The following is a 12,967-nucleotide window of genomic DNA, read 5'->3' on the forward strand; positions in this document are numbered from 1 at the left end:
TAAGAGGACCACGATCAGCAGGGAGCACATGACGTGCGGCCGGTAGGCAGCAAGTACCTGCTCGAGGAGCCCCTCGGGCGCGGTGCCACGGGTACCGTCTGGCGAGCCCGCCAGCGCGAGACCGCGGGCGCCGAGGCGGCCGTTGCCGGCCAGCCCGGTGAGACCGTCGCGATCAAAGTCCTCAAGGAGGAGCTCGCGAACGACGCGGATGTGGTGATGCGCTTCCTGCGGGAGCGTTCCGTCCTGCTCCGCCTCACCCACCCGAACATCGTGCGCACCCGCGACCTCGTCGTCGAGGGCGATCTGCTCGCCCTCGTCATGGACCTGGTCGACGGTCCCGACCTGCACCGCTATCTGCGGGAAAGCGGCCCGCTCAGCCCGGTCGCCGCCTCGCTGATGACCGCGCAGATCGCCGACGCGCTCGCCGCCAGCCATACCGACGGCGTGGTCCACCGTGATCTGAAGCCCGCGAACGTCCTGCTCAAGACGGACGCCGACGGCCAGATGCACCCGATGCTGACCGACTTCGGCATCGCCCGCCTCGCGGACTCCCCGGGCCTGACCCGGACGCACGAGTTCGTCGGCACCCCCGCGTATGTCGCGCCCGAGTCCGCCGAGGGCCGCCCGCAGACCTCCGCGGTCGACATCTACGGCGCCGGCATCCTGCTGTACGAGCTCGTCACGGGACGGCCACCGTTCGCGGGAGGCACCGCACTCGAGGTGCTGCACCGGCACCTCAGCGAGGAGCCGCGCCGGCCCACGACCGTCCCCGAGCCGCTGTGGACGGTCATAGAGAGGTGTCTTCGCAAGGAGCCCGCCGAACGGCCCAGCGCCGAGAACCTCGCCCGTGGCCTGCGCACCGTCGCGGCCGGCATCGGTGTCCACTCCTCCAGCGCACAGGTCGAGGCCGCGCTCGGTGTGGCCGCGCTGCTCGCGCCCGACCCCTCGCCGGCCCCGGTGCCGCAGACTCCCGGTGCCGCAGATCCGACGCAGGTGCTTCCGAGCAACGCCGCGGGCGCCGGCGCGTTCGACCCGGCGGCCGCGACCAGCGTGCTGCCGCAGACGGGGCCGCCCGGGGGCGGCGGCGACCCGACCTCGGTGATGCCGCCCGTACCGCAGGGGCAGGGTCCCCAGGACCCGCACCCCTGGCAGTCGCAGCTGCAGGGGGTGCGTGACCGCAACGAGCAGACGCAGATGCAGTACCTGGACCCGAGCCAGGACCCGCTGCGCCGCCGTCCGCAGCGCCACGCCCAGCAGCCGCAGCAGCAACGGCCTCCTCAGCGCCCCCAGCCGCAGCCGTACGCGCAGCCGCCGCAGCCCCGGTACCAGCAGCCCCAGCGCCCGCAGCCCCACGCGTACGCGCCGCCGCCGCAGCAGCAGTACGCGCCCCCGCAGCCGCCACCCCAGCAGCCCGCGCGGCGCCCACCCCGCGAGCCGCGGCAGCGCAGCGCGAACCGGATGCGGATCCCCGGCCTCGGATGCCTCAAGGGGTGTCTGTTCACCGTGGTGCTGTTCTTCGTCGCGGGCTGGCTCATCTGGGAGCTGACCCCGCTCCAGGGCTGGATCGCCGAGGGCAAAAGTTACTGGGACGCGATCGGTGACGGCATTTCGAAGGTCACGAATTGGGTCTCCGAGCTCGGCGAGGCGAAGGGCACCGCCGACGAGGTCGGCAACAACGTGCCGTAACCCACAGTAACTCTGTCGATTTGTCGACTCCTGCGGGCCGATTCGTCCCGCAGGAGTGAAGGTTGGCGCCATCCTGGGCACACAGCACCCGGATGCCCGCGTACGTTAAGGGCCAACGCCAGCCGCTGAGGGAGCAGTCTTGGCACGGAATATCGGCAGCCGGTACACGGCCCATCAGATCCTGGGGCGGGGCAGCGCCGGCACGGTGTGGCTCGGTGAAGGACCCGAGGGGCCCGTCGCCATCAAGCTGTTGCGCGAGGACCTGGCATCCGACCAGGAGCTCGTCGGCCGCTTCGTACAGGAGCGCACCGCCCTGCTCGGGCTCGACCACCCCTGTGTCGTCGGCGTCCGCGACCTCGTCGTGGACGGCAACGACCTGGCGCTGGTCATGGACCTCGTACGCGGCACCGATCTGCGCACCCGGCTCGACCGCGAGCGCCGCCTCGCCCCGGAGGCCGCCGTCGCGATCATCGCGGACGTCGCCGAAGCACTCGCGGTCGCCCACGCGGCCGGGGTGGTGCACCGGGACGTCAAGCCGGAGAACATCCTGCTGGACATGGAGGGTCCGCTCGGACCCGCCGGCTCCCACCCCGCGCTGCTCACCGACTTCGGCGTCGCCAAGCTGATCGACACCCCGCGCCGCACCAAGGCGCTGCGCCCCGCCTCGGGCGGCGCACCGAGCCCCTCGGGCATCATCGGCACCCCCGACTACATCGCGCCCGAGATCGTCGAGGGCCTGCCGCCGCGCGCGGCGGTCGACATCTATGCGCTGGCCACGGTCCTGTACGAGCTCCTGGCCGGCTTCACCCCCTTCGGCGGCGGCCACCCCGGCGCGGTGCTGCGCAGGCATGTGACCGAGACCGTCGTCCCGCTGCCGGGCATCCCCGACGAGCTGTGGCAGCTGATCGTCCAGTGCCTGGCCAAGGCCCCCGCGTCCCGGCTGCGCGCCTCGGAGCTGGCCGCCCGGCTGCACGACGTGCTTCCGCTGCTGGCGGGCATGCCGCCGCTGGATGTGGACGAGCCGGACGCCGAGCCGCCCGCCGAGCCGTACGAGGAGATCGCCCCGGCCACCCCCGGCGAGCCCCGCCGCCGTGGTGCCGTCCCCCTGGTCCCCGGCGCGGCCCCCGCGGACTCCAACCGCGACACCCACACCTCCATGCGCGTTCCGGCCCCTGACGAGCTCGCCGGTGGCGCCCACGGCACGGCCCGGGCCCCCCGAGCCCCCGGCCAGCGCCGCCCCGGCTCGGCCCGCCACCGGTCCGACGCCGTGCGCAAGCGCCGTATCACCCTGGGGGTCGCGGCGCTCGCGGTCGTGGTGGCGGTCGGCGTCGGCAGCTGGCTGGCCACGGGCGGGGACGACATCGAGACCCCGCCCCGCGACTCGAAGCAGTCGGCCCCCTCGGAGCCGTAGGGGCCGCCATCGGCTGTCGTCGGGGCCTGCCCCGCTCGCGGGCCCTGGCACCGTGGAACGGGGCCAGCACGGTCTCCCCCGTTCAGCCGTTACGCTGGACCCGTGGCAGTCGTCGATGTATCCGAAGAGCTGAAGTCCCTCTCCTCGACCATGGGGTCGATCGAGGCCGTCCTGGACCTCGAGAGGCTGAGGGCAGACATTGCCGTGCTCGAGGAGCAGGCCGCGGCGCCGTCCCTGTGGGACGACCCGGAGGCGGCGCAGAAGATCACCAGCAAGCTTTCGCACCTCCAGGCCGAGGTGCGCAAGGCCGAGGCGCTCCGTGGGCGGATCGATGATCTCGCCGTGCTCTTCGAGCTCGCCGAGACGGAGGACGACGCGGACACCCTCGCCGAGGCCGAGACCGAGCTCGTGTCGGTCAGGAAGGCTCTGGACGAGATGGAGGTCCGCACGCTGCTGTCCGGCGAGTACGACGAGCGCGAGGCGCTGGTCAACATCCGGGCCGAGGCCGGCGGCGTGGACGCGGCGGACTTCGCCGAGCAGCTGCAGCGCATGTACATGCGCTGGGCCGAGCGGCACAACTACGGCACCGAGGTCTACGAGACGTCGTACGCGGAAGAGGCCGGCATCAAGTCGACCACCTTCGTCGTCAAGGCCCCGTACGCATACGGCACGCTCTCCGTCGAGCAGGGCACGCACCGTCTGGTGCGGATCTCGCCCTTCGACAACCAGGGCCGCCGCCAGACGTCCTTCGCCGGTGTCGAGGTTCTCCCGGTCGTCGAGCAGAGCGACCACGTCGAGATCGACGAGACGGAACTGCGCATCGACGTGTACCGCGCCTCCGGCCCCGGTGGCCAGGGCGTCAACACCACCGACTCCGCGGTCCGCATCACGCACATCCCCACCGGCATCGTCGTCTCCTGCCAGAACGAGCGCTCCCAGATCCAGAACAAGGCGAGCGCGATGAACGTCCTGCAGGCGAAGCTGCTCGAGCGCCGCCGCCAGGAGGAGCAGGCCAAGATGGACGCCCTCAAGGGCGACGGCGGCAACTCCTGGGGAAACCAGATGCGTTCGTACGTCCTGCACCCGTACCAGATGGTCAAGGATCTGCGTACGGAGTTCGAAGTGGGCAACCCGCAGGCGGTGCTTGACGGTGAGATCGACGGCTTCCTCGAGGCCGGTATTCGCTGGCGCAAGCAGCAGGAGAAGTAGCAACTCGCTTTATCGACAAGGGAACTGCCGCCCCGTGGGCGGCAGTTCCCTTTTATGTCACAGTTGCATCCCCGCAGGTCAGTCAACTGACTTCATATCGGACATCGCACGCGCAACGAGCTTGACGGTCATGCGACAACCAGCAAAGCTGACGCGCGGCATGCGTATTTCTGGGGCGTGTGTGTCCTGGGGCGCGGTAATACGCCCTCTGGGATCGCTGCCCCGGACGCTGCTCCATTGACGAGATCAGCTACTGGGGGTAGCAGCCAGATGACGAAGAAGACGCGGCTCCGTGTCGCGCGCATAGCCGCCGGTGCGGTGATCGCCGCGGGTGCGTCGCTGACCGCCGCCGGCGCCGCGAGCGCCGTGGGCATCGGTATCGACGTGGGTCCCCTCGAGGCCAAGGCGAACGCCGGCAAGAACAGCATCGACGTGGGTCTCGGCATCAAGGAGGACCCGACCGACGAGCCGACGGAGGAGCCGACCGAGATCCCGACGGAGATCCCGACCGACGTTCCGACGGACATTCCCACCGACGTTCCCACCGACGTCCCGACGGACGTTCCGACGGACGTCCCCACCGACGTTCCGACGGACCCGACCGAGGACCCGGACCCGACCGAGGACCCGGAGCCGACCCCGTCGCAGCCGGGCAACGGCAATGGCGGCGGAAACGGCAACGGTGGCGGAAACGGCAACGGCGGCGGTAACGACAACGACGCCGACGGTGACGCCGGCACCTGCACCGTTGACGCCGACGGTGCCGCGTGCAGCGACAACACCGACACCGACAGCGCCGGCTCCCAGCCGGTCGAGCAGGGCAAGGCCAAGGAGGAGCTGGCGGAGACCGGCGCCGCCGAGACCACGTTCCTGCTCATCGGTGCCGCGACGATGATCGCCGGTGGCATCGGCTTCCGTATGCTGCCGCGCCTCGTCGGTGGCGGACGCACCGTCGCCTGAGCGACAGTGATACAGCGCGTGACATAGCGCGTGACATGCGGAAGGGCCCGGGGTGAGCACCCCGGGCCCTTTCCGTGACCTCTATGCGGGCTGGTGCGCCGCCACCAGCGCCACCGCCGCTATCAGCACCACCAGCAGGGTCAGCAGAGCCATCGGGCTCAGCCCGCCGAACGGGCCCTCCTGCTGCAGCCGCTCACGATTCGCCCGGCAGACGTGGCAGCGACCCTCGGCTACGGGTCCCGCGCAGTTGGCGCACACCAATCGGTCGTAGGTCATGCGCTTTCCTCCTCCCGCGCGCCGGAGCCGCAGGACGCGGACCGTCAGCACAGTTCTCTCCCGGCAACGCCCGGGGAAACGCGACTGTTCCCCTACCACTGTGCCAGCTCGCACGCGTTTCGGCGCGCCCCGCCGGATTACACCCGTTCCTGACCGGACAAAACGCGCAACCCCGGACGCCGCCTGCACGCCGCCGCCCGGTTCGCGTAAGGTCACGCACACCTACTCCCGGCCGACCGTGGTGCACCCGTGATCCGATTCGACAACGTCTCCAAGACCTACCCCCGGCAGAACCGACCTGCCCTGCGTGACGTCTCCCTCGAGATCGAGAAGGGCGAGTTCGTCTTCCTTGTGGGCTCGTCCGGTTCCGGCAAGTCGACCTTCCTGCGTCTGGTCCTGCGCGAGGAGCGCGCCAGTCAGGGCCTGGTCCATGTCCTCGGCAAGGATCTGGCCCGGCTGTCCAACTGGAAGGTGCCGCAGATGCGCCGCCAGCTGGGCACGGTCTTCCAGGACTTCCGCCTCCTGCCCAACAAGACCGTCGCCGAGAACGTGGCGTTCGCCCAGGAGGTCATCGGCAAGCCGCGCGGTGAGATCCGCAAGGCGGTGCCCCAGGTCCTCGACCTCGTCGGCCTCGGCGGCAAGGAGGACCGGATGCCCGGTGAGCTCTCCGGTGGTGAGCAGCAGCGCGTCGCGATCGCGCGGGCCTTCGTCAACCGCCCCATGCTGCTGATCGCGGACGAGCCTACGGGCAACCTCGACCCGCAGACCTCGGTCGGCATCATGAAGCTGCTCGACCGGATCAACCGCACCGGTACGACAGTGATCATGGCGACCCACGACCAGAACATCGTCGACCAGATGCGCAAGCGCGTCATCGAGCTCGAGAAGGGCCGGCTCGTTCGCGACCAGGCCCGCGGCGTCTACGGCTACCAGCACTGAGCCCGGACAGATTGAAAGGCTGAAAGCACGCCATGCGCGCCCAGTTCGTGATGTCGGAGATCGGCGTCGGTCTCCGCCGAAATCTCACGATGACCTTCGCGGTGATTGTCTCCGTTGCCCTCTCGCTCGCCCTGTTCGGCGGTGCGCTGCTCATGCGTGAGCAGGTCAGCACGATGAAGGACTTCTGGTACGACAAGGTCAACGTCTCGATCTTCCTCTGCAACAAGAACGATGCCGCCACCTCGCCCCAGTGCGGCAAGGGTGCGGTCACCACGGCGCAGAAGGAACAGATCAGGGCCGATCTCGACAAGATGGACGTCGTGGACACCATCCATCTCGAGTCGGCCGAGGAGGCGTACAAGCACTACCGGGAGCAGTACGGCGACACTCCGATCGCCTCCACGATCACCCCTGACCAGATGCAGGAGTCGTTCCGGGTCAAGCTCGACGACCCGGAGAAGTACAAGGTGGTCGCGACGGCCTTCGCCGGGCGTGACGGCGTCCAGTCGGTGCAGGACCAGCGCGACATCCTGGACCAGCTCTTCGAGCTCATGAACGGCATGAACGTGGCCGCGATCTTCGTGATGGCCCTGATGCTGGTCATTGCGCTGATGCTGATCGTCAACACCGTGCGTGTTTCGGCGTTCAGCCGTCGGCGTGAGACCGGGATCATGCGTCTGGTCGGCGCGTCCAGCTTCTACATCCAGATGCCGTTCATCATGGAGGCCGCCGTCGCGGGGCTGTTGGGTGCCGGTGTCGCCTGCGTCATGCTGCTGCTCGGCAGATATTTCCTGATCGACCACGGTCTCGCGCTTTCCGAGAAGATGCAGTTGGTCAACTTCATCGGCTGGGATGCCGTGATCACCAAGTTGCCCCTGGTGCTGGCGATCGGGCTGTTGATGCCGGCTGTTGCTGCTTTCATCGCATTGCGCAAGTATCTCAAGGTGTGACAAGCGCCCTTGGCGCCGTACGGTCAACGGCCGTACGGCGCCTTTTGCTTGTCCTAGACTCGACGCCATGTCGGGACCTGAGTTCTGTACAGGGTCCCGCGGCATCCGCCGCGGGGCGGCCCTGACATTGGTCTTCGCGACCGTTCTCGCCACCGCTGCGGCGACCGACTGTCTGCCGCGTGAACAGGGCGAACCGCACCGCCGCCTGGCGGCCCGCGCCGCGGGCGCCACCGTCGACCGCGACGCTGTCGAACGAGCCGCGGCCGATGCCATGGCCGACGGCAAGTCCCCCTCCCAGGCGGCCGAAGAGGTCGTCAGCCGCAGCGGTGACCGCTGGGGCGCGGTGTACGACAAGGACGAGTACGAGGAGTTCGTGAAGGCCCTCGACGGTGAGTACACCGGCGTCGGCCTCGGGGCCAGACGCACCGGCGACGGCCGTGTGGAGGTGGCCAAGGTCCAGCCCGGCGGCCCCGCCGAGCGCGCCGGGATCCGTGTCGGCGACCGACTCCGTACGATCGACGGCCACGAGGTCGCCACCCGCCCGGTCACCGAGGTCGTGGCACTGCTGCGCGGCGGCGACGGCACCACCGTGGTGCTGGGTCTGGAGCGCGGGGGGCGCGAGTGGACCGAGCGGCTGACCCGCGCCCGGCTGAGCACCGAGGCGGTGACCGTCGAGCACCTCGAGGGCGGGACCGTCATGATCAAGGTCGCGTCGTTCACCAAGGGGTCGGGCAGCCGGGTGCGCGACGCGGTGCGCAAGGCACCCTCCGGCGCCGGTGTCCTGCTGGACCTGCGGGGCAACCCGGGCGGGCTGGTCTCCGAGGCCGTCACCGCCGCCTCCGCGTTCCTGGACGGCGGCCTGGTCGCCACGTACGACGTCCGCGGTGAGCAGCAGGCGCTGTACGCGGACCCCGGCGGCGACACCCAGCGGCCCGTCGTCGCGCTCGTCGACGCGGGCACCATGAGCGCGGCCGAGCTGGTCACCGGCGCCCTCAAGGACCGGGGCCGCGCGGTCACCGTGGGCTCGCGCACCTTCGGCAAGGGCTCGGTGCAGATGCCCAGCCCCCTGCCCGACGGTTCGGTCGCCGAGCTGACCGTGGGGCACTACCGGACCCCGGCGGGCCACAGCGTCGACGGCCGGGGCATCACACCGGACCTGGTCGCCGGCGAGGGCGCCGAGCAGCGTGCGCAGACGGTATTGAGCGGCCTGGGCGGCACGTCTTAAAAAGTGTTGCGGCGTAGTGCGAAAATGGCGGGACTATGGCTAAGGAAACAGGGCGCAAGCTGATCGCGCAGAACAAGAAGGCGCGGCACGACTACCACATCATCGACACCTACGAGTGCGGTCTCGTGCTGATGGGTACCGAGGTGAAGTCGCTGCGCCAGGGGCGGGCCTCGCTGGCGGACGGCTTCGTCCAGATCGACGGCCACGAGGCGTGGCTGCACAACGTGCACGTGCCGGAGTACAGCCAGGGCACCTGGACGAACCACAGCGCGCGGCGCAAGCGGAAGCTGCTGATGCACCGCGAGGAGATCGACAAGCTCGAGTCGAAGTCCCAGGAGACGGGTCACACCATCGTGCCCCTGGCCCTGTACTTCAAGGACGGCCGGGCCAAGGTCGAGATCGCGCTGGCGAAGGGCAAGAAGGAGTACGACAAGCGGCAGACGCTGCGTGAGAAGCAGGACCGGCGCGAGACGGACCGGGCGATCTCGGCGGTCCGTCGGCGTCAGCAGGCCTGACCCCTCGGGAATAGGCTGGCACGGTCGTGCGTTGGTCACGTACGATGGCACCTGCCCCCCACCGAGGGGGCATGCGTGGATTGAAAAATCAACATGGGGATGATCGGTTTCGACAGCGGATGTCGAAGCAGGGGAAGCGTGTCGAGGAAGCGGCAATGATCTCGTTAACCATATGTCGCAAACAATAATCGCCAATTCTCAGCGCGATAACTCCGAAGCCTTCGCCCTCGCTGCCTGATTAGGCAGTAGAGACGAACCTTCACTATGGAGCGTCAGCCCGGGGCTGTTCCCGACCCGGTTCCTGGCGTCAACCAGGGAACTAAACCTCTAGACCCGGTCACGGGGTCCGGAGGGAAATCAAACAGTGACTGAGCCCGTCGGAGACTTGTCCGCGTGATCTCCGGGGCCGAGAAAATCGCAGCGGACTGCACACGGAGAAGCCCTGCTTTAGCACCGTTGGACGCGGGTTCGATTCCCGCCATCTCCACTCGGTGGAGTCTCTGGGGGCATGCCCCCAGAACCCCTCATCCCATGTGGGCGAAGGCCCGGCTGTCACGACAGCCGGGCCTTTGTCATGCCCGCCAGTACGAGCGCGAGGCCCGCGGCGCACACCGGCACGGCGTACCCGGTGGCCGGGCCGGCGTGCTCGACCAGCCAGCCGCCGCTCGCGGAGCCCGCCGCGATCCCCCCGAGCAGCGCGGTGACGGCGAGCGTCATGCCCTCGTTGCTCTGTCCCTGCGGGGTCAGACGCTGGACCAGGGTCATCCCGGTCACCATCGTCGGAGCCGTCGCCATTCCCGCGAGCAGAAGGGCGCCCGCGACGGCCACGAGCGAGCCCGTGCCGACGGCGGCCAGCAGGGGCAGGGACATCAAGGCGGTCATCGCGGCGAGACAGGTGACGAGCCCGGCTGTGCGCCGGGCCCTTCCGTACACGAGCCCGGCGACGCACGAGCCGCCCGCCTGCAGCGCGAGCACCGCGCCTGCCGCCGGGCCGTCGCCGAAGGCGAGGGTGACGACCTCCATCGAGCCGAAGACCGCGCCCGTGGCGAGGAAGACCGTGAGCAGGGCGGGCATGCCCTTGGCGCGCAGCGGCGAGCCCACCCGGGCGCGCGGTGCGACGGGCGGTTCGGTGGAGCGCTGGGCCGCGAGGACCAGGACGCCCGTGAGCAGCAGGATCGCGCCGACGAGGGTGCCGGCCTCCGGGAAGAGCGCCGAGCACAGGAATGCGGCCAGCACCGGGCCGAGCATGAAGCACAGCTCGTCGGCGGCCTGCTCGAAGGAGTTCGCGGTGTGCAGGGCGGCCGGGTCGCCCTCGTACAGATGGGCCCAGCGGGCCCGGGACATACCGCCGCTGTTGGGGGTGGTGGCTGTCGCCGCGTAGGCGGCGAACAGGGTCCAGTCGGGGGCGTCGAAACGTATGCACAGCAGCAGCGCGAGCGAGCCGAGTGCGGCCAGGACGGTGGCCGGCACGGCGATGCGGGCCTGGCCGTGCCGGTCGACGAGACGGGCGGTCCACGGCGCGACCAGCGCGGTGGCGGCGAGCCCGGTCGCGGTGACGGCACCGGCGAGAGCGTACGACCCCCGGGACCCGGCGATCATGATGACGGCGCTGACGCTGAACATCCCCATGGGCAGCCGGGCGATGAGATTCCCGGCGGTGAAGGCCAGGGCCCCGGGAGCCGCGAACAGCCTCCGGTAGGAACCTTGCGCGCCGCCGGGCTCCACGCGGGGTTCGTCGTCTGTGGCGCTGCCGGGCCCCCCGCCGGGTTCGGTGCCTGTCGCGCTGCCGGGCGCCGTGCGCTCGGGATCCGCTGCGAGGGTGGGTGTCCGGGTCGTGGCGGGCAGTGAGGGGTCGGTGGTCCTCTGGGACCGGATCGGCTGCGGCATGGGTTCAAGACTCGCCGCGCGATCACGCACCCGTCCAACACCCGTTCGGTGGCCATTCACGCATCCGTGTTGTTGAATGCCCCGTGCCCCAGGACCTGGAACCCCGGCTGCTCCGTGCGTTCGCCGCCGTCGCCGACGAGCTGCACTTCACCCGCGCCGCCGCCCGTCTCTACGTCGCCCAGCAGGCCCTGAGCCGGGACATCCGGCGCCTCGAGCGGGAGCTGGGCGTCGAGTTGTTCGTCCGGACCACCCGCCAGGTGACCCTCACCGCCGATGGTGAGCGGCTGCTGCCGTACGCCCGCCGGGTGCTGGCCGCGCAGGACGAGCTGGTCAGGGCAGCCGCCGGAGACGAGCGACCGCTGCTGGTCGACCTGAACACCGCGGGCATGACGTCCGGGCGGATCCTCGCGCGGGCGCGTGAACTCGCCCCGGAATGCGAGCTCATGGCCCGGTTCGAGAGCGGCCTGACCTGGGCCGCGGCCGAGATCCTGGCCGGGCGGCTGGATGCGTCCTTCGGACGCTTCGCGGGTCTCGAGCCCGCCGTGCAGGCGCTGTTGTCGCAGCAGCCTGTTCGGTTCGAGCCGATGGCCGTCCTGCTGCCCCACGGGCATCCGCTCACCGAATTGGACCGTGTTCCGTTGAACGCTCTCGCGGGCGAGACCGTATACGCAGGTGCCGGCAATTCTCGGACCCTGGAGTGGACCGAGCTCGCCAGGCTGCTCTTCGCCGGGCGCGGGATCTCGATCGCGCCGCCCGCGCCCGTGGCGATCGGGCGGGAGGAGTTCGAGCGGATCATGGCCAAGACGTCAACCCCCGTTCTTGCGGTGATCGACTTTCCGGACATGCCCGGTGCTGCACTGCGGCCGATCATCGACCCGGTACCGCTGTCACCGCTCTCCCTGGTGTGGCGCAAGGGGCTGCGCCACCCCGGACTGGACGCGCTGCGCCGGTCCGCCGCCGAACTCGCCGCGCAGGAGGGCTGGCTGGACAGACCGTCCGCCGGATGGTTGCCGGAACGTGATATGTCCCTGATGTGTGACAACAAGTGAGACAGGGGCCCACGGTCCACCGGGGGTGCGCTACATTCATCACCCGGGTGAGTGAATTAGGTGGAGATGCTGTGAGCGGGTTGGGGAACCCGATGGACAGCGGCCGGTCTGTCACACCGTGCACCCGCAAGCTGCCAGTGGGGGATGTGCGATCAGCCATGGAAAAATGGCAAGAAGACGCCGGTGTCGGCCAGACACATGAACTGCACGAGGTGACCGTCCAACTCGACGGCCTCGGGCAACTGCGCAGGATGCAGGCCGAATCGGCCAGCGCGCAGGAGGGTTCCGACGGACCCGTCTTCGTCGACGAGAGCGGCCGCCGCAGCAAGAAGTTCCGGCGCCTCGGATGGGTTCTGGCCACCGCCTGCGCGTGCTATGCGATCACGCTCGTCGCCGCCCTGGCCGGCGGCAACTCCACCGCGCCCTGGCTGCCCGGCCTCGGTCAGGCGGGCGAGAAGCAGACCGACCAGGTCGAGATACAGCCCGCCCCCACCGACCGCGCCTCCACCGTGGCCACGCCCGGCAGCACCCCTGACGCACCCACCCCCAGCGACTCCACCGGCGCCGTTCTGCCGCAGCCCTCCGGCAGCACCGACGGCAGTTCACCGCCCGCGGTGCCCGCACCCGGCGGTTCGGGCTCCCCGCCGGCCAAGCCCTCCGGCGGACCGGCCGCCCCCCGGCCGGCCGTCACCCCGTCCGTCCCCAGCACCGCGCCCGGCCCCCCGAGCAGTGCGCCCGGCCCGACGCCGTCCGACTCCGGGCCTCCTGGAGACCCCACCGATCCACCCGTGCAAGAAGGCGCACCTTAGATGACCCTCCCCGCATCCCGGGCCCCGCAGCGGCGGAGGCCCCGGCGCGTC

Annotated in this window: 12 protein-coding genes and 1 other RNA gene; 11 read left to right on the forward strand and 2 right to left on the reverse strand. The window is 70.2% G+C overall.

Annotated elements, in window-relative coordinates; genetic code table 11:
• Nucleotides 1-33: 33 nt before the first annotated feature.
• The 4 genes from ACFYWI_RS07110 to ACFYWI_RS07125 all read left to right on the forward strand — a co-directional run bounded on the left by ACFYWI_RS07110 (nucleotide 34) and on the right by ACFYWI_RS07125 (nucleotide 5,266).
• Nucleotides 34-1,686 carry a serine/threonine-protein kinase gene (locus ACFYWI_RS07110; protein WP_389226462.1) on the forward strand — a complete coding sequence of 551 codons (1,653 nt, stop codon included), beginning with the start codon at nucleotides 34-36 and terminating at the stop codon, nucleotides 1,684-1,686.
• A 139-nt stretch (nucleotides 1,687-1,825) separates the two neighbouring features.
• Nucleotides 1,826-3,097 carry a serine/threonine-protein kinase gene (locus tag ACFYWI_RS07115; RefSeq protein ID WP_389226466.1) on the forward strand — a complete coding sequence of 424 codons (1,272 nt, stop codon included), beginning with the start codon at nucleotides 1,826-1,828 and terminating at the stop codon, nucleotides 3,095-3,097.
• Between the two features lie 102 nt (nucleotides 3,098-3,199).
• Nucleotides 3,200-4,306: a peptide chain release factor 2 gene (gene prfB / locus ACFYWI_RS07120; RefSeq protein ID WP_389226469.1), complete on the forward strand. Its 1,107-nt coding sequence runs from the start codon at nucleotides 3,200-3,202 to the stop codon at nucleotides 4,304-4,306.
• Nucleotides 4,307-4,576: 270 nt separating this feature from the next.
• Nucleotides 4,577-5,266: a hypothetical protein gene (locus ACFYWI_RS07125; RefSeq protein ID WP_389226472.1), complete on the forward strand. Its 690-nt coding sequence runs from the start codon at nucleotides 4,577-4,579 to the stop codon at nucleotides 5,264-5,266.
• A gap of 81 nt (nucleotides 5,267-5,347) precedes the next feature.
• Here ACFYWI_RS07125 and ACFYWI_RS07130 read toward each other — a convergent pair whose 3' ends face one another.
• The gene (locus tag ACFYWI_RS07130) at nucleotides 5,348-5,542 is read right to left on the reverse strand and encodes a hypothetical protein (protein WP_389226474.1); all 195 of its coding nucleotides are present in this window, start codon (nucleotides 5,540-5,542) and stop codon (nucleotides 5,348-5,350) included.
• A gap of 249 nt (nucleotides 5,543-5,791) precedes the next feature.
• On the opposite strand from ACFYWI_RS07130, the gene ftsE reads away from it, so the two are divergent.
• From ftsE to ssrA, 5 genes are all read left to right on the forward strand, one after another.
• Complete coding sequence (ftsE, locus tag ACFYWI_RS07135) at nucleotides 5,792-6,481, forward strand: cell division ATP-binding protein FtsE (RefSeq protein ID WP_389226477.1); 690 nt, start codon at nucleotides 5,792-5,794, stop codon at nucleotides 6,479-6,481.
• 32 nt (nucleotides 6,482-6,513) lie between these two features.
• On the forward strand, nucleotides 6,514-7,431 hold the full coding sequence (gene ftsX, locus ACFYWI_RS07140; RefSeq protein ID WP_389226480.1) for a permease-like cell division protein FtsX: 918 nt from the start codon (nucleotides 6,514-6,516) through the stop codon (nucleotides 7,429-7,431).
• A gap of 67 nt (nucleotides 7,432-7,498) precedes the next feature.
• Nucleotides 7,499-8,656 (forward strand): S41 family peptidase, encoded by a 1,158-nt coding sequence (locus ACFYWI_RS07145; protein ID WP_389226483.1) that lies wholly within the window; start codon nucleotides 7,499-7,501, stop codon nucleotides 8,654-8,656.
• A 35-nt stretch (nucleotides 8,657-8,691) separates the two neighbouring features.
• Nucleotides 8,692-9,171, forward strand: coding sequence for an SsrA-binding protein SmpB (gene smpB, locus ACFYWI_RS07150; protein WP_389226486.1), 480 nt, complete (start codon nucleotides 8,692-8,694; stop codon nucleotides 9,169-9,171).
• A gap of 95 nt (nucleotides 9,172-9,266) precedes the next feature.
• Nucleotides 9,267-9,661, forward strand: a transfer-messenger RNA (tmRNA) gene (ssrA, locus tag ACFYWI_RS07155).
• 62 nt (nucleotides 9,662-9,723) lie between these two features.
• Here the strand turns inward: ssrA and ACFYWI_RS07160 are convergent.
• Complete coding sequence (locus tag ACFYWI_RS07160) at nucleotides 9,724-11,058, reverse strand: MFS transporter (protein WP_389226490.1); 1,335 nt, start codon at nucleotides 11,056-11,058, stop codon at nucleotides 9,724-9,726.
• 83 nt (nucleotides 11,059-11,141) lie between these two features.
• Here ACFYWI_RS07160 and ACFYWI_RS07165 point away from each other — a divergent pair, with 83 nt between their 5' ends.
• On the forward strand, nucleotides 11,142-12,107 hold the full coding sequence (locus ACFYWI_RS07165) for a LysR family transcriptional regulator (RefSeq protein WP_389226493.1): 966 nt from the start codon (nucleotides 11,142-11,144) through the stop codon (nucleotides 12,105-12,107).
• Between the two features lie 158 nt (nucleotides 12,108-12,265).
• A complete protein-coding gene (locus ACFYWI_RS07170; protein WP_389226496.1) occupies nucleotides 12,266-12,916 on the forward strand; it encodes a hypothetical protein in 651 nt (216 codons plus the stop codon).
• The last annotated feature ends 51 nt before the right edge of the window (nucleotides 12,917-12,967 follow it).

Origin of the sequence: Streptomyces sp. NPDC002889 (assembly GCF_042888425.1) — a bacterium.
GTDB lineage: Bacteria > Actinomycetota > Actinomycetes > Streptomycetales > Streptomycetaceae > Streptomyces.

Excerpts from the sequence above, each read along its gene's own strand:
- ACFYWI_RS07125 (WP_389226472.1), top strand. The coding sequence starts at position 4,577 with ATGACGAAGAAGACGCGGCTCCGTGTCGCGCGCATAGCCGCCGGTGCG.
- ACFYWI_RS07130 (WP_389226474.1), bottom strand. The coding sequence starts at position 5,542 with ATGACCTACGACCGATTGGTGTGCGCCAACTGCGCGGGACCCGTAGCC.
- ftsX (WP_389226480.1), top strand. The coding sequence starts at position 6,514 with ATGCGCGCCCAGTTCGTGATGTCGGAGATCGGCGTCGGTCTCCGCCGA.
- ACFYWI_RS07145 (WP_389226483.1), top strand. The coding sequence starts at position 7,499 with ATGTCGGGACCTGAGTTCTGTACAGGGTCCCGCGGCATCCGCCGCGGG.
- smpB (WP_389226486.1), top strand. The coding sequence starts at position 8,692 with ATGGCTAAGGAAACAGGGCGCAAGCTGATCGCGCAGAACAAGAAGGCG.
- ACFYWI_RS07160 (WP_389226490.1), bottom strand. The coding sequence starts at position 11,058 with ATGCCGCAGCCGATCCGGTCCCAGAGGACCACCGACCCCTCACTGCCC.
- ACFYWI_RS07170 (WP_389226496.1), top strand. The coding sequence starts at position 12,266 with ATGGAAAAATGGCAAGAAGACGCCGGTGTCGGCCAGACACATGAACTG.